This is a genomic window from Rhodococcus sp. 06-462-5, assembly GCF_002258315.1.
Taxonomy (GTDB): domain Bacteria; phylum Actinomycetota; class Actinomycetes; order Mycobacteriales; family Mycobacteriaceae; genus Rhodococcoides.
This window is the reverse complement of sequence record NZ_NOYD01000001.1, coordinates 419,263-438,108: the sequence shown is the minus strand read 5'-3', so window position 1 is coordinate 438,108 and position 18,846 is coordinate 419,263. Positions and strand designations below refer to the sequence as shown.

Here is an 18,846-nt window from a genome sequence, read left to right as displayed (position 1 = left end):
CGTCACCGGGCGGGCGTGGGCAGAGGAAGTCCGCGCTCGTGGGCTGAGTCCACCATGTCCTGGGTGACGTAGAGCTCGAAGTCGGGGTCGCCGACCTTGCCGTTCTGCGGGGTCCCCTGCACGGGCGAGTACGCCGACGCCCCGAACGAATCGATCGCGGCAATCGCGTCCCCTCCGAAGTCGTCGATGTCGATCCCGCCCAGCCACTTCGATGGTCGTTCCGCAGGCTCCACTCCTGGCGGCGATGCACCGTCCTGACCGACTTGCAGGAAGTCACCGTTGGTCAGTGCCACCACCGGCACCTCGGGTTCGGCGTCGCGGACCAGTTGCAGGGCACCCCAGTCGAAGCTCTGCACGGTGATCCTGTCCAGCATGCCCGCGTCGCGGATTGTCCCCAGAACCGTGTCGACGAATTGCTCGCGTGGAGCCGTCTCGGTAGGGCTGCCCGCCTCGACCTTGGTCTCGACGTTGAGTTTCACTCCCGGTGCATCGGCCGACTTCACCAGATCCAACACCTCGGTGAGGGTCGGCATTCGAGCGCCGGGGACACGTCGTTGCTCCGGGTAGTCCGTGAGCGGCAGGGCTCCGCAGTCCAGTGTGCGAATCTGCGCGAGTGTCAGTGTGTTCACGAATTTCCCGACGTACGGAAACTCGGGGTCTCCCGGCGTGATCGCAGCGGTGTCGACGCACTTGCTGTCCGAGACCTTGCGGTCGTGGGTGACGATCGCGATGCCGTCCTCGGTGATCTGAGTGTCCAGTTCGAGCGTGCTCACCCCGAGTTGCAGTGCGTTGGTGAACGATTCGATGGTGCTCTCGGTGACCAGGCCGAGGCCTCCGCGATGCGCCTGCAGATCGAACGACTCCTGCGGCAACGCCGGGTCTGCTGTCGAGTCCGTTCCGCACCCCATCGACACTGCGAGGGGAATGCACACCAGGGGCACGTACTTACCGAATCGCATGCTCGACGAGGCTACGGAAGATCGGTGTCCACCGAGTTCCCCGGCGATGAACTACCGGTGCCCGAAAGATAGACGGCGATCGGAAACCGCAGCGCTGCAACGTCCTTCGACGAGCGCCGCCCGAAGACGACGTCTGCCACCAGACCCTCACACAACGAGACCAGGCCGTCTCCGTGTGCGGGTTCGGCGAACAACGCCCGTGCCCGTTCGAGCGAGAAGAACGATCGAGCCAGTACGTCTCGAACATCCTGCGCGACAGCAGGATCGAGCATCAACGCGTAGCGGGCACGAAGCTCGATCGTGCGATGAGTCAGTGCATCGTGGAGGTACCGCGCAATGACAGTGGCAACATCACTCTCGGTGCCGGCGATATCGAAGAACGTCGCGCGCGACAGCTCGACGAGACGGGCGGCAACCGCCGCCGACAGATCGGACTTGGTGCGGAAGTAGTAGGACGTCGACCCTGCCGGGTAGTCGAGCGCCGAATCGATCGCCCGATGCGTCAGCGCACGCAGACCGGCGCGGGCGATGACCTCGAGCGCAGCATCTGAGATGGCGGTTCGGCGATCCATGATCGTGACCCTACACACTCACTCTACAAAAGTAGAGGGTGTCGGCGTACGGTTCGATCCATGAGGCCGATCGCACCGCGACACACGTTCGACGCCGACTTCACCCTCGACGACGCCCAAGCGTCGGCCGTCGACGCGCTCTCGACTATCGGTACCCGGGGCGTCTACCTGTGGGGTCCGGTCGGCCGCGGCAAGACCTGGCTGCTCGACGCCTACTTCGCCGGTGCCGCGACCACGGCGAAGAAGCGAATCCACTTCCACGCCTTCTTCCGCGACCTGCACGCTGCGTACTTTCGTCACCGCTTCTCGATCGACGCGGCCATCGACGACATCCTCTCGACGGACGACACCGGACTGCAGGCGGAACTGCTGTGCTTCGACGAGTTCCACGTCCACGACATCGGCGACGCCCGGCTCATCACGCGCATGCTCGACGCCCTCTTCGCCCGCGGGGTCGCTCTGGTCGTCACCTCCAACTACGCCCCCGACAATCTGCTTCCCAATCCGCTGTTCCACCCGACCTTCGTTCCGACGATCGAGAAGCTGAAGAACAATCTCGAGGTGATCTGCGTCGACGGTCCCGTCGATTACCGTGCCGCCGGCACCAGCGGTTCGCGATTCGCGTCGGGAACCTGGACTCTCGAACGCGGGTCGGATGGCCACTCGTTTGCCGATCTGTGCTGCGCCGCTCGTTCGACGGGCGACTACCTCCGGCTGTTCGAGGAGGCAACGAGCGTGACCGTCACCGAGGTTCCGGCTCTCGCGAGTGTCGACGAGTTCGCCGCTCAGCGCTTCGCAAATCTCGTGGACGTCGCCTACGACCGCGATGTACGAGTCGACTTCCACGCCCTCGTGTCGTTGGATGAATTCGCCGTCGGATGTGCGGGTCTCGACACCGACCGATTGGTCAGCAGGCTCAGTGAATTGGGCGCTACATTGCCTCGAGCATCGTTCGATTTCCGCCGTCGGCCTTGGCTCGGTACATGAGGGAATCCGCCGCGCGCGTCGCGTCGTCTACCACATCGACCCCTGAGGTCCACGCGTCGGAATCGGGAGCGATCACCACTGCGCCTGCGCTCACCGTGACCGGTATCGGGTCCGAGCAATCCGTCAGACTGCCGCTCACCTCGAGCACCAGTTCACACAGCTGTTCCGCCTCGCCGACGAGGACGGCGACGAACTCCTCGCCCCCGGTTCTCGCCACCACCCCCACCTTCCCGAGGTGGTCCCGGAGTCGGTCGGCAACGAGAACGATGACAGCATCGCCCTGGTCGTGCCCGTAGCGGTCGTTGACGCTCTTGAAGCGATCGATGTCGACCAGAACGAGAACGAAGGCCAACTGCTCGCGGTGAGCGAGCATCCGCAGATCTTCGATGGCGTTCTGCAGTCCGCGCCTGTTCTTCATTCGGGTCAGCGGATCGATCTCGGACTGCCGTGCGTCCTCGCACACCAACGACCAGGCGATCTGGGCGAAGATCGGGACACCCGATGTCGCACCCGCGGCCACCAGCACAGCGGCGATCGCATCCCACGGACCCCACAGGCCCTGCACATACGCGGCCACCCCGATGTAGACGATCACCAGATTGGCGAACACCAGGTGGGCGACGAGCAGTCGCGGTCCGAGAAAGAAGGTGCACATCGACCCGGTCAGCGCGAAGAGGAACGTACCGATCAGCGCCGACGTGGGGACGTCGAGAAGAATCACCGACGCGAGACCGACGTCGCCGAATACCAGGAAGGTCACCACCTGCCACTTACGGTCCGGCAGCGGCCCGAACAGCAGATACACGATGACGGCGAACTGCAGAACCAGGATGAAGATCACGTAGGCAACCGGACCCGATCCGGTCGGCCCGTTCGGCGAGGCCAACATCAGCATCGACACCGCGGCGTACAGAGCCACACAGCTCGCGAACACGACCCGGATCAATCGGTGCAGCGGACGAGTCGACTTGTGCACGAAAATCCAGTCGAAATCGTGCGGGGCAGCGAACCAGTGGCGAAGAACCTGAGCCGCACTGGGCTGAGGTCCGAGCGGCGGAGCGGTGATACTCGAGATCGACCTCGGCGGCGAGGGCGTGCTCGACCGTTTGCGGTGGCGACTACGCGCCTGGCCGTGCGCTCGCGTCGAACGTGGCTGTACCGACGCATTCGATCGCTCGCCGTGCCGCGATGCGGGCGATCGAAAGTCTTCGTACATGAGGCTCCCTCGAGAAACGACCTGCCCAGGTCCGAAAGCGTACCGACCACCGTTTCGGCTCGCCCGAAATCTTCCGATCCGGTCTCGAACGGCTGCCGTGCGGCGGATCGGGAGTCGGGCTCCAAACGCATCCATCGCGATGTGGACGTCGTCCCGCACACAAAAAGGGAGACACCCACTACTGACGGCGGTCGGGGGCGACAGCAGTAGCGGGTGTCTCATTGTGCATTCGCAGCCCCTGTCGAGGTGGATGGGTACCGGATGAGAAATTTTTTCGAAGTTTTTCCACGACCCGAGGAATAGCCTGTGACCATGCCTTTCACCGCAGCGAATCACTACGACTTCACCGGCGACGACATCACCGGGAGCGTCGATGCCCATCGATCCGCAGGCGTCTGGGCGGCGCAGCTCGTTCTGAGCGGACAGACGCTCGAGTCCACCGACGTCACCCGATCGGACCTGGGTTTCGAGGTCCGTTCCGTCGTCGACAATCTCTCGGACGGTAACCGGACCCACCTGCTGGTCGTGTTACCGCGCGTCACCGTCGACTCCGACGACAGCCAACCTGTCACTTTCACCTCCTACTCGGTGCTGTACACGGTCCACGGTGAATCGACCGAGGTGCACGGTGCGGCCGAGTCCTACGACGTGCGGCTGCTCAGCGGAACCGCGTCACTCGTCGGGTAGAGCCGGACCGGGAACAGCCCTCGCCGCATTCGGGTTGTTCCACCCAGTCGATTCGAGCGCCAACTTTCGTGCCATCAGGAGCAGACGTGATCGAAATTCTCACCCCACGCGAGGTTCCTCTCGGCGGCCCGCGCGCCCTGAAGGTTCGGCGCACACTTCCCCAGCGGCAGCGTTCACTGATAGGCGCGTGGTGCTTCGCGGATCACTACGGGCCCGACACCTCGTCGATGGACGTCCCGCCGCACCCGCACACCGGACTGCAGACCGTCAGCTGGTTGTTCTCCGGCGAGATCGAACACCGCGACAGCGTCGGATCACATGCCATGGTGCGGCCCGGCGAACTGAACCTGATGACGGCCGGCTACGGCATCAGTCACTCCGAGACCTCCACCCCGCAGACCGAGATTCTGCACGGCATGCAGCTGTGGGTTGCCCTTCCGGCTCGATCTCGCTTCACCGCACCGACTTTCGAGCATTACGTGCCGCAGACCCACACGAGCCAGGGGCTGACCGCACGAGTGTTCCTCGGCTCGCTGCTCGGCGAGACCTCGCCGGTGGCCACGTTCACCCCACTTCTCGGAGCCGAGATCGTGCTCGACGCCGGAGCCCGCGTCACCCTCGACGTCGACCCGACGTTCGAGCACGGCGTCATCGTCGACCAGGGCACCGTGACGATGGACGAGACCGTCCTTGCCGCAGCCGAGCTGGGCTATCGCGAACCAGGCGGTTCGACGCTCGATCTGCACAATCCGACCCGAAAGCCGGTGCGACTGCTGCTGCTCGGTGGACCGCCGTTCGGAGAGCAGATCGTCATGTGGTGGAACTTCGTCGGCCGCAGCCACGAGGACGTCGTCGAGTACCGGGCAGCCTACGAGCGGGGCAGCGAGCAGTTCGGCACCGTCGAGGGCTATCCGGGATCTCGACTGCACGCGCCACCCCTGCCCAACAGCCGAATGCAACCGCGCGGCTGAATCGTCCTGCTAGGCAGCAGGAGCCGTGGGCAGCACCCGCTTGATGACGTCGGTGAGCGTGACGATGCCGAGGAATCGTCCACCGGTCTCGACCACCGCGAGCTGAACACTGCGGTTACGCATCTGCCGGAGCAACTCGTACACCGGTGTCGAACCGTCGACCGTGTAGGCCTCCCGTGCGTAGTCGGCCGCCGGTTCACCGACGTCGGCCAGCAACGTATCTCGCACGTGGACGACGCCGGGCGTCGCGCCGGAGCTGTCGGTGAGCAGTACCCGAAGGTGACCGGAGCGCAGCGCCGCCGCCTGCACATCGGAGACAGTGGCACCGTGCGGCACCGAGGTCGCCTTGGAGTCGGGCACCGTGATCTTCTCGACGGTCAGTGTCTCGAGTTCGATCACCCGGGTGATCTGGGTTTGCAGTTCCGGTTCCAGCACACCGACCTGCGACGAGTACTCGACGAGGTTGCGGATGGTCTCGGCATCACGTCCGCCGACCGCAGCGCTCTCCACCGGTTCCACTCCCGACCGTTCGACGAGCTTGTTGGCGATCTTGTTGACCCACACCAGGAACAGCCGGAAGGGGCGGATGAACGCCCGAGACGGCAGCCCGATGATGGTGGCGGCGAGTTCGGGATGCGCGATGGCCCAGGACTTCGGGGCCATCTCACCGATCACCAGATGCAGGAACGTGACGAGCAACAGCGACAGCGCGAAGGCGGCGGTCCCGGCCAACCAACCCGGCACACCCCACGAGGTGAACACCGGACCCAGCCAGGAATCGACGGCGGGCTTGGTGACGGCACCGAGCGCGAAGGTGCAGCCAGTGATGCCCAGCTGCGCGCCCGCCAACATGATCGTCAACTCGTTCATTCCGCGCAGCGCCGCCCGCACCGATCGGCTCGTTCCGGCCTTCTCTTCCAGTCGATGCCTCCGGGCACCGAGCAGAGCGAACTCGATGACCACGAAGAACGCACTCAGCGCGATGAGCACTACCGTGACCAAGACGACGACCCATGCGTTCATCGGTCCGTCTCCTCGTCCGACTCCTGCGAATCCTCGCTGCCGTCCGGCGAATTCTCGTGCAGTCTGATTCTCAGCTCACTCGGCACGTACCGGTCCACACCCAACACCTCGACTTCCAGCGACGGACGCGGTGGTATCTCTTCCATCAGGTCGGCCCCCAACACCGCGAGGTCGATCCGCACCGTGTCTCCGACCTCGGGCAGACTCCCGCCCTCTGCGATGAGCAGGCCGGCGAGCGTCTCGTAATCGCCTCGCGGCAGCAGCATGTCGCGACCGATGGTGCGTTCGACCTCGTCGACGTGGACGTCGCCGTCCATGAGCCACACTCCGTCTTCCTGATCCTCCACGCCTGCGATGTCCTCGTCGTGCTCGTCGGTGATCTCGCCGACCAGTTCCTCGGCGAGATCCTCGATGGTCAGCACACCGGCGAATCCGCCGTATTCATCGATCACGCATGCCAATTCGTTCTTGGTACTCGACAACAACTCCAGGGCATCCTCGAGCGGCATCAGCTCCGGCACGATCAGCGGCTCTCGCATGATCTCGGTGACCGAACGGCTGTCGTCGGGGGCAGCGGCCAGCACCTCGGCCAGCTGCACCACACCGATCGGCTCCTCACGGTCGCCGATCACCGGGTAGCGAGTGTGCGCACGCACCATCCGCGCCCGCATCTCGCCGATGGCAGTGGCAGGGGTGACCGCGTCCACCCGACTGCGCGGGATCATGGCGTGCTCGACGTCGCGTTCCGGAAAGTCCAGGATGCGGTCGAGCAGCAACGACAGATCCTCGGTGAGATCCCCGCTGGCCCGGGAATCGTCGATGATGCTCTCGAGATCCTTCGCGGTGGCACTGCTGTCCACGTCGTGCACCGGTTCGACGCGCAGCAGACGCAGCATCGCGTTGGAGGACTTGTCGAAGAAGGTGATCAGCCAACCGAACGCGGCCAGGTAGATCAGCGTCGACCGGGCAAGGCGTCGGGACAGCGGATCGGGGTTCGCAATCGCGAGATTCTTCGGATAGAGCTCGCCGAAGATCATCTGCACGACGGTCGCGAGCACGAGAGCGCCCACCGTGCCGATCGAAATACCCACCGCGATGGGAACTCCGGCACTGCTCAGCAGCTCACCCAGCGATTCACCGATGAACGGCTCGGCCACGTAGCCGACCATCAGACCGGTGACCGTGATGCCCAGCTGCGCGCCCGACAGCATGAACGAGGTGCGCTTGGTGACCTTCAGTGCCCGCTCGGCCGACGCATCGCCCTTCTCGGCCCCGGTGCGGAGCGTCGCCCGGTCGACGGACATGTAGGCGAACTCCTGGGCCACGAAGTATCCGTTGGCCGCGATGATCGCGGCGGTGAGTACGAAGCCGAGGAGCAAGGACAGCAGCGCGGTGATCACCATGCGATCACTCGAAAACGGACGCCCTCGAATGAAGCAGTGCCTACGGACGAAGCAGCGGCCATGGGCGGCCGAGAGGGATCTATGGAGTGCACAGTGCGCTCGACGCCTCCGGTATCAGAGAATCCGAATTGAGTGGAATGTCGTGATTCTATCGACTGCCGGTGCGCGATTCTGACGTCGAGGCGGGATGAGCGATCAGAACAGCGTCGGAACCGCGTCGTCGGACGTCGACGCCTCGCGCGCAGCCGGGGCCGGAGACGAAGGAACTGCATCCGCCTCGGCCGGTGTCGACCTCTCGGGTGCGGTCTTGACCGGAGCTGTCGGACCGCCTGCGGCCACGGCGCGTGCGGCCTCCCCCGCCAAGGCGTCGGCCGCTTCGTTGAAGTGGTTGCCGACGTGTCCGCGGACCCACCGGAACCGGACCGGACCTTCGCGTTCGGTGATGGCTCGCTCGATGCTCTGCACGAGCTCCAGGTTGCGCACCGGGGTACCGCCCGCGGTTTTCCAGCCCTTGCGCTTCCACCCTGCGAGCCACTCGGACGCGCACTTGATGGCGTATTGCGAATCGGATTCGATCAACAGCGGCTCGGGGCCGGGGTGTGCCAGCACGGCCTCCAGCAGGGCCCTGAGCTCGGCGACCTGGTTGGTGCCCGAGGGCTCACCACCGGAGTTGCTCGGTCCCGTGTGGTTGACCCACGCCCACCCGATTGCTCCGCCGGGGTTACGCAGACACGAGCCGTCCGTACTCACGATGATCACGGTCTCAGACCCTACGTCGGGGCACCGACAAACTCCGGGTGACTCGCGCACGAACACCGAGGTACTTGGCAATCGACTGCGCGCACCGCGAATCGACTCCGGCGCACCGCCGTCCGGGTCAGGCGTAGTGGGACGCCTCGGCCTTCCTGCCGTCGAGGGTGAGCAGCACGAACGCCACCGTCGCGAGCGCTGCGATGAGCGCGGAGAACACCAGTCCCGCCGTCACCAATCCCCATTCGTTCGCCGCAGCCCCGGCCCCGATGACCGGCACCGAGATGGCGACGTAGAGCACCACGAAGAATGTCGACGTCACTTCGGCTCGACGTTCCGGCGGAAGCCCTGCGGCAATGGCGGCCATGCCGTTGCTGAACGTCACGCCCTGCCCGATACCGCACAGCAGCGCCGCGATCACCAGGACCGGCAGCGACGTCACCAGCAGCGACAGCGCCAGGACCACCAGCCCGACCGTCAGAACGACGCAACCCCAGCGCTGAGCGGACCCGGGATCGGCTCGGCCCAGAACGATCTGTGCGGTCGCGGATGCCGCGAAGACGACGAACACCACGGCCCCGGTGACCGCGTGGTTGTCGATCTGCAGCACGCCTGCGATGAATCCCGGTGAGACCGCGGTGAACAGCCCGAGCACCGCGAACCCGGCGAAGCCACCGATCGAGGCGCGCAGAAACGTGCCACGGACATCCGCCGGCACGGACAATCTCTGCATCTGTGGGCGGGCACCGCGCGCCACCCTGACGGTTTCGGGCGCGAGGAACACCGCCACCGCTGCCACGACGAGCAGGACGATATCGACGAAAAACGTCAGGCGGAGCGGTTGCGGAAGGTATTCGGCCAGCAATCCGGCCACCAACGGACCGAGGCCGAGGCCGCCGATGTTGGCCGCGGTGGCGATGGCCGGGGCTCGGTCGCGCCACTTGTCCGGTACCAGTTCGATCAACGTCACCGTCGCGGTGCCCACGAAGATGCCTGCCGATATTCCGGACAGCACGCGTCCGATCACCAGGGCTGCCAGCGAACCGGCGAACACGAACACCACGGCGCTGATCAGTCCGAAAGCGATGGCGGCCAACAGCATCGGCCTACGCCCGAGTGAATCGGACCACCGACCGAATGCCAGCAGGGCACCGAGCACACCGACCGCGTACGCCGCGAACACCAAGGTGACGACGAAGACGGAGAAGCCGAACTCGATCTCGTACAGCGCATAGAGCGGCGTCGGCATGGTCGTGCCCATCATCGCCACGACGAACGCGTAGGCGACTCCTATGAACGCGACTGCGCGCGATCGAGTCACGAAGATCCTCCAGATGGTGTCGATGGGACCGGACGCGGCGCGGGAGGCTGTGCGGCTCTCCCGCGCTCCGCGGGGCACTATGTATCTTGCCGTCGGCGCTGCAATCGTGTCGGCCGACGCCCTGACGGGGACCCACTCGGTCCGCATGACCACGAACGTTCGGAGGTGAAGAACCGATGCCCGACGACGCCGGTTCCGACGGGGTCGCCCGCCTCGTCACCTCCGAGCAACGGATCGACGTCCGGATGTCGGTGTCGCCGCTGCGTCGGGGCCGAGGTGATCCCACCTACGAGTCGACGCCGGACGGCGGGATCTGGCGCACGTCGCGAATGAGCTCGGGTCCGGTGACGTATCGCCTGATCCAGGCCTCGCCGACGAGCGCCCAGGTTCGAGCCTGGGGCCCCGGTGCACCCGAACTTCTGGACGCGGCACCCGACCTGCTGGGCCGCGGCGACGATGCCTCCACGTTCGCGCCCGAGCACCCGATTCTCCAGGAGGCCCACCGGCAGCTGCCGCACCTGCGACTGGGTAGAACCGGGCTGGTGCTCGAGGCCTTGATCCCGGCGATCATCGAGCAACGCGTACACGGAATCTCGGCCTTCGGGTCGTGGCGCCACCTGGTGAGCAAGTTCGGCGAGAAGGCACCGGGTCCGACGCCGAAGCCGATGTTCGTCTTCCCGACACCCGACGTGTGGCGGCGGATCCCGTCGTGGGAGTACCACCGCGCCAACGTCGATCCGGCCCGGTCCAAGACCATCGTTCACGCCGCCTGCGCGGCCGGACGCCTGGAGGAGGCGTCGGGAATGACACCCGAGGACGCTGCACGCAGGCTGCGGGCGATCCCGGGCGTCGGTGTATGGACGGCAGCCGAGACCGCGCAACGCGCCCTGGGGGACCCCGACGCGTTGTCGGTGGGCGACTATCACCTGGCGGCGGTGGTGGGCTGGTCGTTGTTGGGTAGGCCGATCGACGACGCCGAGATGGTCGAGTATCTGCAGCCTCTGTCGCCGCATCGGCATCGCGCAGTTCGCCTGCTGTATCTGAGCGGCAAGGCGACCAAGCCGAAGTTCGGTCCGCGAACCGCGCTGGTGGATCACACGTGGCACTGAGGACTCGACTGCCCGTACAGTCGAGTAGTACGCCGACGTAAGGGGTTTGTCTGTGGTTGCCATCGGTAGTTCCGATCTGGAGATCTTTCCGCTCGCTCTCGGCGGGAACACGTTCGGCTGGACCAGTGACGAGGCCGAGTCGTTCGAGATCCTCGACGCTTTCACCGCGGGCGGAGGCAACTTCGTCGACACCGCAGATTCGTACTCCGCATTTGCCGACGGCAACTCCGGTGGCGAGTCCGAGACGATCATCGGCAACTGGACCACCGCCCGTGGCAACCGCGACGATGTCGTCATCGCCACCAAGGTCAGCCAACATCCCGAGTTCCGCGGATTGGCCCCGGCCAACATCCGCGCCGCCGCGGACGCGTCACTGGCTCGGCTGCGGACCGACCGCATCGACGTCTACTACGCGCACTACGACGACGAGAAGGCTCCGCTGGTCGAGTCCCTCGCCGCGTTCGATGCCTTGGTAACGGCAGGCAAGGTGCGGTACGTCGCCATCTCGAACTACACCCCGGCGCGGGTGCGCGAGTGGCTGGAACTGGCGAAGGAGAACGGGTTCGCCGCTCCGATCGCGCTGCAGCCGCACTACAACCTGGTCGCCCGCCGGGATTACGAAGGCGAACTGCAGAAGCTGGCCGTCGAGAACCATCTCGGCGTCTTTCCGTACTTTTCGCTCGCGGCCGGGTTCCTGACGGGTAAGTACCGCACCCGCGAGGACCTCGCGGGCAAACAGCGCGAACGTTTGACCACCGGGTACTTCTCCGACGCCGGTCTCGACGTGGTGCAGGGTCTGCGTGAGATCGCCGAATCACGTTCGGCCGAGATCTCGAGCGTGGCCCTCGCGTGGCTGCTCGCGCGACCGGGCGTCACCGCCCCGATCGCCAGCGCCAGCAAGATTTCTCAGCTGCCTGCCCTGCTCGACGCACCGGCCCTGGCTTTGACCGGCGAGGAGGTCGAGAAGCTGACGGTGCTGTCCGACGCCGTGGCGTAGAACACGAAAGTTGTAGTCAGCAACCGGGAACAGAACGAGTGCCCCGGTTGCTGAACCTCGGGTGGCCCAAGCACCGAACACGTCAGCAGCCGAGACAGCCGTAGCCGAAGCACCGACAACGAGCGCGTCCCCCGAGCCGACATCGAAGGAACGCCTGCGGGTGATCCTGGTGCTCGGCGCGCTCATCGCGCTCGGTCCACTGACCATCGACATGTACCTGCCGGCTCTCCCGGCCATCGCCGACGACCTGAACACCCCGTCGTCGGCCGTGCAGCTCACCCTCGCGGGCACGTTGATCGGGCTCGCCCTCGGCCAACTCGTCATCGGCCCGCTCTCGGACATCGTCGGCCGTCGCCTACCGCTCATCGTCGGCACCGGGGTGCACATCCTGGCCTCCGTCGCGTGCATCGTGGCTCCCAACATCGCCGTTCTCGGTGGCCTACGCGTCGTGCAGGGTCTCGGTGCTGCGGCTGCTGCGGTGGTCGCGATGGCCATCGTGCGAGACCTGTTCAGCGGCCGCGCGGCCGCAACCGTCCTGTCCCGGCTGATGCTCGTCATGGGTGTCGCCCCGGTGCTGGCTCCCTCGCTCGGCGGTGCAGTGCTGCTGGTGGGATCGTGGCGGCTCGTGTTCGCCGCGCTGGCGATCATGGGTGTCGCCCTGATGACACTGGCGATCGTGTCGCTCCGCGAGACGCTGCCGCCCGAGCGTCGTCGCGCGAGCGGCGTCATGCCGGTGTTGCGCACCTACCGTTCACTGCTGCGCGACGCCCAGTTCGTGGTGCTCGTCCTCGTCGCGGCCCTCGCGATGTCCTCGTTGTTCGCCTACATCGCCGGATCGTCGTTCGTGCTGCAGGAGGAGTTCGGCCTCGACGAGCAGCAGTTCGCCATCGTCTTCGCCGCCGGTGCGATCTCGCTGATCGGTGCATCTCAGCTCAACGTCCTCCTGCTCGGACGCTTCGCTCCGGTGCAGATCGTGTTGGCTGCGCTGTCGTTCGCCGTCCTCGCGGGCGGCGTCATGGCCGTGCTGGCGATCGCCGAGATCGGCGGGATGATCGGCTTCGTGGTTCCGCTGTGGTTCGTGCTCGGTGCCGTCGGTTTCGTGATGCCCAACGCGCCTGCGCTCGCGCTGTCCAGGCACGGTGAGGCCGCAGGCGGTGCCGCTGCCCTCCTCGGAGCAGCTCAATTCGGGCTCGGTGCCATCGTTGCGCCGATCGTCGGTGCACTCGGAAACGACGCCGTTGCCGTGTCCACCACGATGGTCGTCACCTCTGCCGCCGCCCTGGCAGCACTGGGTGTCATCACCGCACGTTCGTCTTCGCGGCTGTGAGCTCGGTGCGGGCCACTACCCACTAGGGTTTCCGCCATGGCCGAACGCGAACGTGATGCGCACGGTAAACCCCTCAACGCCAGGCCTCGTGACGGTCTCGGGCGGCCACTCTCGCGCGGCGGCAACGGAACCCCACGTGTTCCCGACGACCTCCGTCTTCCTCCCACCGCCGCCCTCGTCGAAGCGCAGAGATTCCTCGACGCGAACATGCCCTTCCATGCGCACGAGGTACTGGAAGGCACGTGGAAGAGTTGCTCGCCCGACGAGCGTCCGTTGTGGCAGGGCCTCGCCCAACTGGCCGTCGGGTTGACCCATCTGATGCGCGGCAACCGCGTCGGTGCCGGTTCACTGCTCCGGCAAGGACACGACCGGCTCATCGCCTTCGAGTCCGACCCTCCGCATCGTCTCGACGTCACCGGGCTGTTGACCTGGTCGGAGGGCCTGCTGGACGAGCTCGAGACCGGAAGGTTACCGGTCGCTCCCGGCATTCCGGCGCTGCGCGCCACCGGCCGAACCGATCCCGACGGGGGCGTCCTGGCCTCCGATTCCGGCTCGAGCTAACCTGGGAAAGGTTAGGTAAGGCTAGGACAATCCGGATCGGAAGTGGGGTTCGTCGGAGTGACCGTGTTCGCACCGCTGAGACTCGTGCACCGCGAGACGATCAGCCCGGCCCAGCTCGGACGCACTCTCTGCACTGAGGTGGCCGAACAGGTTCCGTACTGGGTAGCCGTCCTGACCCCGGCAGAGCGACCGCTGCTCACCGAACGGCCCACGGAATTCGAGCAGACGTCGATGACGTTCGTGTTGCCCGACGGCCTGCACCGCCGCCGCGTTCTGCTGCTCGCGGCCTTGGGCTCGGCCGTGTCCACGTGGCAGAGAAACAACCGCCGCGGCTCCTCGGCCGGCGTGTTGGTGGACCTCGATCTCGACAACACCCAGGCAGTTCACCCGGTCCGGCTCCCTTCGATCCATTCCGACGCTCTCGCCGTCCCCGCCCACCGCGAGCACCTCCTCGACGAGGTATCGAGGCGACTGGGCTCGGTGCCGAACGGCGGCCGCGACTACGCACTGACTCGCAACTATCCCGCGCTGGCCTCGCGCGCGGGAGCCCAGATAATCCTGCGTGAGGATGCACGGGCCGAGCCCCGCCGCGATCACGCCATCGACATCGGGATCACCGTGACGGATGCGGGTACCGTGCTGGCGCGCATCACCTGGGCTGTGAATCTGCACGGCATCGACGAACTGATCCGGCTGTGGTCGGTGGCCGTGCACGACCTCGCTGTCACGACTACAGGCTCTTCAGCAGCCTGACGTCGTCTTCGATCCCCTCGGGCGGGGTCTCTAGGATCACCGGCGCGTCGGCCGCCAGTGCGACGGCCGTCAGAATCTCGGCGTCGATCGTTCCGGTGCCGAGATTTGCGTGCCGGTCTCGCGCCGAGTCGAACTCGTCGCGTGAATTGTTCAGATGCACCAGATCGATTCGCCCGGTGATGGCCTTGATTCGGTCGACCACGTCGACCAGATCCTCGCCCCCGGCCCACGCATGACAGGTGTCCAGACAGAATCCGGCACCGAATTCACCGATCGCGTCCCACAACCGGGCGATGTCGTCGAAGTGGCGCGCCATCGCGGAGTCTCCGCCCGCGGTGTTCTCGACGAAGATCGGCACGGCGAAGCCGCCCTGCTCCGCTTGGCGCTCGAACAGCTTGCGCCAGTTGTCGATTCCCTTCGCAGTGTCCTCGCCCTCACGGACGTGGCCGCCGTGGACGACCAACCCGATGGCCCCGATCTCGGCCGCAGCGGCAGCCTGCTCGACGACGGCCTTGCGCGAGGGAATGCGGATCCGATTGTTCAAGCTCGCCACGTTCAGGACGTAGGACGAGTGCACCACCACGTCGACATCGCCCCTCAGCAGCGCCTCGCCCTGCGGGTGCGGGGTGAGCTTGTTCCACTTCTGCGGATCGGTGAGGAACATCTGGACGAGGTCGACGCCGAGCGCCTCGGCCGTACCGAGAGGGTCGCTGCTGTCGCGGACGTGGGCTCCGATGCGCATGAGGCCCATCATAGGGGTGGTGTTCAGGGTCTCCCCTGATAGCAACCGGCGCAGAACGCTGCAACACTGGCAACCATGAGCGACATCGCCGCACGTGCGGTCAACGTATCGAAGGTCTACGGATCAGGGGACACCCAGGTCCACGCACTGTCCGGGGTGAGCGTGGAATTCGCTCGCGGAGAATTCACCGCAATCATGGGCCCGTCGGGCTCGGGCAAGTCCACGCTCATGCACTGCCTGGCCGGTTTGGACAATGCATCCTCGGGAACGGTGACCATCGGCGACACCGAGTTGACGGCGCTGTCCGACAAGGAGATGACCGGATTACGCAGGGACCGAATCGGATTCGTGTTCCAGGCCTTCAATCTGGTCCCGACGCTCACCGCGCTCGAGAACATCACGCTGCCTCTCGACATCGCCGGCCGCACACCGGACCAGGGATGGCTCGACACCGTGGTCGACCGACTCGGCCTGCGTGACCGCCTCGATCACCGCCCCAGCGAACTCTCGGGCGGACAGCAGCAGCGAGTGGCGTGCGCACGTGCACTGGCAGGCAGGCCCGACATCGTGTTCGGCGACGAGCCGACCGGCAACCTGGACTCCCGCTCGTCCGGTGAGGTGCTGTCGATCCTGCGCACTGCCGCAGACGAATTCGATCAGACCGTCGTCATCGTCACGCACGATCCACGCGCGGCCAGCTACGCCGACCGCGTCGTGTTCCTCGCCGACGGATCGGTCATCGATCAGCTGAACTCGCCCACGGCCGACGCCGTACTCGAGCGGATGAAGAAGCTGGAGACGGTCCGATAATGGCGCATTCCGTTTCCAGCAAACCTCCTCGACAAAAGCCGTCGGGCAATCCCATGCGCAAGGTGTCGTTGAGAAACCTTGCTGCACACAAGGTTCGGCTTGCCTTGACCGTACTGTCCGTGGTGCTCGGCACGGCATTCGTCGCGGGTTCGTTCGTGTTCACCGATACCCTCCAGCGCACCTTCTCCTCGCTGTTCGCCGATACCGCGCAGGGCGCGGACGTTCGAGTGAGCCCCGAGGACGCGCGCTCGTCCGGCGTGCCGAACGAGGACATCGCGGCGATCTCGGCACTGCCGAACGTGCGCGCCGTGTCCCCGTACGTCGGCGGGCAGTTGGTACTGCTGGGGTCGGACGGGGCTGCCGTACAGTCCGGCGGCGCACCGACCATCGGTGAGTCGTACCTCCCCGACGATCAACGACTCGGCGATCCGACCACCTTCGTCGACGGCTCGGCTCCCACCGCTCCCGGTCAGGTCGTGATCAACGCCGGTGGTGCCGAACGCGCCGGCCTGAAGGTGGGTGACGCCACGCAGGTTCTCGTGCCGTCCAAGGGCATCACCGACGTCACGATTGTCGGAATCTATTCCACGGCAACCGAATCCGGTGGCTACATCGGAATCCAGTTCGTGCAGAGCCAGGCGAACGAGCTGTTCACCGACGGTGCCCACGTGCAGTACATCGACGTCGCAGGCAACGATCTCGCCGCGCAAGGGTTGGGTCAGAGCGATCTTCGCGACGAGATCGCCGCGGCGTTCCCAGATCTGAAGGTCCAGACGGCCGCGGACGTACAGGCGGAGACTCAGGCCGAGGTCGAGTCGGCGCTGTCGTTCATCAACTACTTCCTGCTCGCCTTCGGTGGGATCGCCCTGCTGGTCGGCACCTTCATCATCTACAACACGTTCTCGATGATCGTCGCTCAGCGCGTCCGCGAACTGGCACTGCTGCGCGCCATCGGAGCCAGCCGCGGGCAGGTCAGCCGTTCGGTCGTCCTCGAAGCTCTCGTCGTAGGCGTCATCGGCAGCGTGCTGGGCTTCGTCGGCGGAGTCGGGCTCGCCTACGGACTACGGGCACTGCTCAACGCCTTCGACCTGGGCCTGCCGTCGGGACCGCTGGCGCTCGAGCCGCGCACCGTTGCCGTCGCCTTCGCCGTCGGCATCGTCGTCACCGTGCTGAGCGCGTACGCACCCGCCCGACGAGCGGCCAAGATTCCACCGGTCGCCGCGATGCGCGAGGAGTTCGCCTCTGCGGGCGACACCCTGCGCACCCGGACGTTCGTCGGCGTCGGCCTGGGAATCGCAGGCGCGGCCGCACTGATCATCGGCGCGCAGTCGACCGGCGGAGCGGCCGCCGGCACGGTCGGCGCGGGAGCCGTCGCGCTGATCGTCGCCACCGCACTGGCCGCACCGTCGCTGTCACGGCCTGTGGTCGGCGCGCTGGGTGCCGTCATCACCCGTCCGTTCGGAGCGATCGGACGCTTGGCCAGGACCAACTCGGTACGCAACCCGCGACGCACCGCGGCCACCGCCTTCGCGCTGATGCTCGGCCTCATGCTCGTCACGGTCATCGGCGTGCTCGGATCCACTGCCAAGGCCAGCGTCGACTCACTCGTCGACACCGGCGTCGAGGCGGACTACATCCTCACCGGTCCGCAGTCCATCGGCGTTCCGACCGGTGCCACGACTGCTGCGCAACAGGTGAGCGGCGTGGACCGCACGGCGGTACTGCACCCGGTGTTCGTCACCATCGCCGGCCAGGAGGAGTACGGCGCCGCCATCGACGGCTCGCCCGAGGGACTGCTCGAGCTGTCGATGGTCCAGGGCACGGCAGACCTGGACAGCGACGGATTCTCGGTGTCGGAGACCGAAGCAGCCAACCGGGGATGGACGGTCGGAACCGAGGTCACCTTCGACACCGTGGACGGGGCGTCGGTCCCCGTGACCGTCACCGGCGTGTTCACCGACAATCCGCTCATCGGGAGCTGGATCGTCTCGGGCGATATCTACCAGGAGGTGACGCCGTCCATCACCCGGTCCGACATCCTGGTTCTGGTCAAGGCCACGCCCGGTACCGACCTGGGCACGCTGCGCACCGACCTCGAAGCCGCGACCAAGCCGTTCGTCGTCGTCCAGGTTCAGGACGTCGAGGAGTTCAAGGGCAGCCAGGGTCAGCAGATCGACACCCTGCTCGCCGTGCTGTACGGATTGCTGGCATTGGCCGTCGTCATCGCCGTGCTCGGCATCGTCAACACGCTGGCCCTGTCGGTCGTGGAGAGGCGTCGGGAGATCGGCATGCTGCGGGCGATAGGCATGCAGCGGCCCCAGGTTCGTCGCATCATCTATCTCGAGTCGCTGCTCATCGCCCTGTTCGGCGCAATCGTGGGCGTCGTCCTCGGCATCGCGTTCGGGTGGGGATTCGTGCAGACTCTGCGCGACGAGGGCCTGGGCACCATGACCGTGCCGTGGGGCCAGGTGGTGGCGATGCTGCTGGGCTCGGCCGTCGTCGGAGTCTTGGCGGCGCTGTGGCCCGCCGTGCGAGCCGCACGCACGAAGCCACTGGAGGCCATCGCGGACCTGTAGGGGCAGGCCCGGAAACCGACCGGACATTCCGCAACGTCACCCGATTGTTGTGGAATGTCCGGTTTTCCGCTTGCGTAAAAAG

At 66.1% G+C, this 18,846-nt stretch carries 18 protein-coding genes; 10 read left to right on the top strand and 8 right to left on the bottom strand.

The window, feature by feature from the left end; all coding sequences use genetic code 11:
- Positions 1-2: 2 nt before the first annotated feature.
- Together CH251_RS02165 and CH251_RS02160 are read right to left on the bottom strand one after the other, a co-directional pair.
- Complete coding sequence (locus tag CH251_RS02165; RefSeq protein ID WP_306436834.1) at positions 3-908, bottom strand: glycerophosphodiester phosphodiesterase family protein; 906 nt, start codon at positions 906-908, stop codon at positions 3-5.
- Between the two features lie 62 nt (positions 909-970).
- Positions 971-1,531, bottom strand: a complete 561-nt coding sequence (locus tag CH251_RS02160; protein ID WP_094611590.1) for a TetR/AcrR family transcriptional regulator — start codon at positions 1,529-1,531, stop codon at positions 971-973.
- A 60-nt stretch (positions 1,532-1,591) separates the two neighbouring features.
- Here CH251_RS02160 and zapE point away from each other — a divergent pair, with 60 nt between their 5' ends.
- On the top strand, positions 1,592-2,518 hold the full coding sequence (zapE, locus tag CH251_RS02155) for a cell division protein ZapE (protein WP_094611589.1): 927 nt from the start codon (positions 1,592-1,594) through the stop codon (positions 2,516-2,518).
- On the opposite strand, the gene CH251_RS27345 is transcribed toward zapE, so the two are convergent.
- A complete protein-coding gene (locus CH251_RS27345) occupies positions 2,463-3,494 on the bottom strand; it encodes a GGDEF domain-containing protein (RefSeq protein ID WP_179273692.1) in 1,032 nt (343 codons plus the stop codon). The genes zapE and CH251_RS27345 overlap by 56 nt on opposite strands.
- Before the next feature lie 552 nt (positions 3,495-4,046).
- On the opposite strand from CH251_RS27345, the gene CH251_RS27150 reads away from it, so the two are divergent.
- Together CH251_RS27150 and CH251_RS02145 are read left to right on the top strand one after the other, a co-directional pair.
- Positions 4,047-4,421 (top strand): hypothetical protein, encoded by a 375-nt coding sequence (locus CH251_RS27150; protein ID WP_143537941.1) that lies wholly within the window; start codon positions 4,047-4,049, stop codon positions 4,419-4,421.
- A gap of 86 nt (positions 4,422-4,507) precedes the next feature.
- A complete protein-coding gene (locus CH251_RS02145; RefSeq protein WP_094611587.1) occupies positions 4,508-5,392 on the top strand; it encodes a pirin family protein in 885 nt (294 codons plus the stop codon).
- Between the two features lie 9 nt (positions 5,393-5,401).
- Here CH251_RS02145 and CH251_RS02140 read toward each other — a convergent pair whose 3' ends face one another.
- The 4 genes from CH251_RS02140 to CH251_RS02125 all read right to left on the bottom strand — a co-directional run bounded on the left by CH251_RS02140 (position 5,402) and on the right by CH251_RS02125 (position 9,889).
- The gene (locus CH251_RS02140) at positions 5,402-6,415 is read right to left on the bottom strand and encodes a CNNM domain-containing protein (RefSeq protein WP_094611586.1); all 1,014 of its coding nucleotides are present in this window, start codon (positions 6,413-6,415) and stop codon (positions 5,402-5,404) included.
- The gene (locus tag CH251_RS02135; RefSeq protein ID WP_094611678.1) at positions 6,412-7,815 is read right to left on the bottom strand and encodes a hemolysin family protein; all 1,404 of its coding nucleotides are present in this window, start codon (positions 7,813-7,815) and stop codon (positions 6,412-6,414) included. The genes CH251_RS02140 and CH251_RS02135 overlap by 4 nt, the downstream gene beginning before the upstream one ends.
- A 198-nt stretch (positions 7,816-8,013) precedes the next feature.
- Positions 8,014-8,577, bottom strand: coding sequence for a ribonuclease H (locus tag CH251_RS02130; protein WP_094611585.1), 564 nt, complete (start codon positions 8,575-8,577; stop codon positions 8,014-8,016).
- A 118-nt stretch (positions 8,578-8,695) separates the two neighbouring features.
- Positions 8,696-9,889, bottom strand: a complete 1,194-nt coding sequence (locus tag CH251_RS02125; RefSeq protein WP_094611584.1) for an MFS transporter — start codon at positions 9,887-9,889, stop codon at positions 8,696-8,698.
- Between the two features lie 176 nt (positions 9,890-10,065).
- Here CH251_RS02125 and CH251_RS02120 point away from each other — a divergent pair, with 176 nt between their 5' ends.
- The 5 genes from CH251_RS02120 (at position 10,066) to CH251_RS02100 (ending at position 14,636) form a co-directional block, all read left to right on the top strand.
- Positions 10,066-10,998, top strand: coding sequence for a DNA-3-methyladenine glycosylase (locus tag CH251_RS02120; protein ID WP_094611583.1), 933 nt, complete (start codon positions 10,066-10,068; stop codon positions 10,996-10,998).
- Between the two features lie 52 nt (positions 10,999-11,050).
- Entirely contained in the window at positions 11,051-11,995 is a 945-nt protein-coding gene (locus CH251_RS02115; protein ID WP_094611582.1) for an aldo/keto reductase, read from the top strand.
- A 61-nt stretch (positions 11,996-12,056) separates the two neighbouring features.
- The gene (locus CH251_RS02110) at positions 12,057-13,322 is read left to right on the top strand and encodes a multidrug effflux MFS transporter (RefSeq protein WP_094611581.1); all 1,266 of its coding nucleotides are present in this window, start codon (positions 12,057-12,059) and stop codon (positions 13,320-13,322) included.
- A 36-nt stretch (positions 13,323-13,358) separates the two neighbouring features.
- The gene (locus tag CH251_RS02105; RefSeq protein ID WP_094611580.1) at positions 13,359-13,883 is read left to right on the top strand and encodes a DUF309 domain-containing protein; all 525 of its coding nucleotides are present in this window, start codon (positions 13,359-13,361) and stop codon (positions 13,881-13,883) included.
- A 57-nt stretch (positions 13,884-13,940) separates the two neighbouring features.
- Positions 13,941-14,636 (top strand): hypothetical protein, encoded by a 696-nt coding sequence (locus CH251_RS02100; RefSeq protein ID WP_143537940.1) that lies wholly within the window; start codon positions 13,941-13,943, stop codon positions 14,634-14,636.
- Here CH251_RS02100 and CH251_RS02095 read toward each other — a convergent pair.
- Positions 14,614-15,378: a deoxyribonuclease IV gene (locus tag CH251_RS02095; RefSeq protein ID WP_094611677.1), complete on the bottom strand. Its 765-nt coding sequence runs from the start codon at positions 15,376-15,378 to the stop codon at positions 14,614-14,616. The genes CH251_RS02100 and CH251_RS02095 overlap by 23 nt on opposite strands.
- A 75-nt stretch (positions 15,379-15,453) precedes the next feature.
- Between CH251_RS02095 and CH251_RS02090 the strand changes: the two genes are divergently transcribed.
- Together CH251_RS02090 and CH251_RS02085 are read left to right on the top strand one after the other, a co-directional pair.
- The gene (locus CH251_RS02090; RefSeq protein ID WP_094611578.1) at positions 15,454-16,188 is read left to right on the top strand and encodes an ABC transporter ATP-binding protein; all 735 of its coding nucleotides are present in this window, start codon (positions 15,454-15,456) and stop codon (positions 16,186-16,188) included.
- 53 nt (positions 16,189-16,241) lie between these two features.
- Positions 16,242-18,764, top strand: a complete 2,523-nt coding sequence (locus tag CH251_RS02085) for an ABC transporter permease (protein ID WP_094611577.1) — start codon at positions 16,242-16,244, stop codon at positions 18,762-18,764.
- The last annotated feature ends 82 nt before the right edge of the window (positions 18,765-18,846 follow it).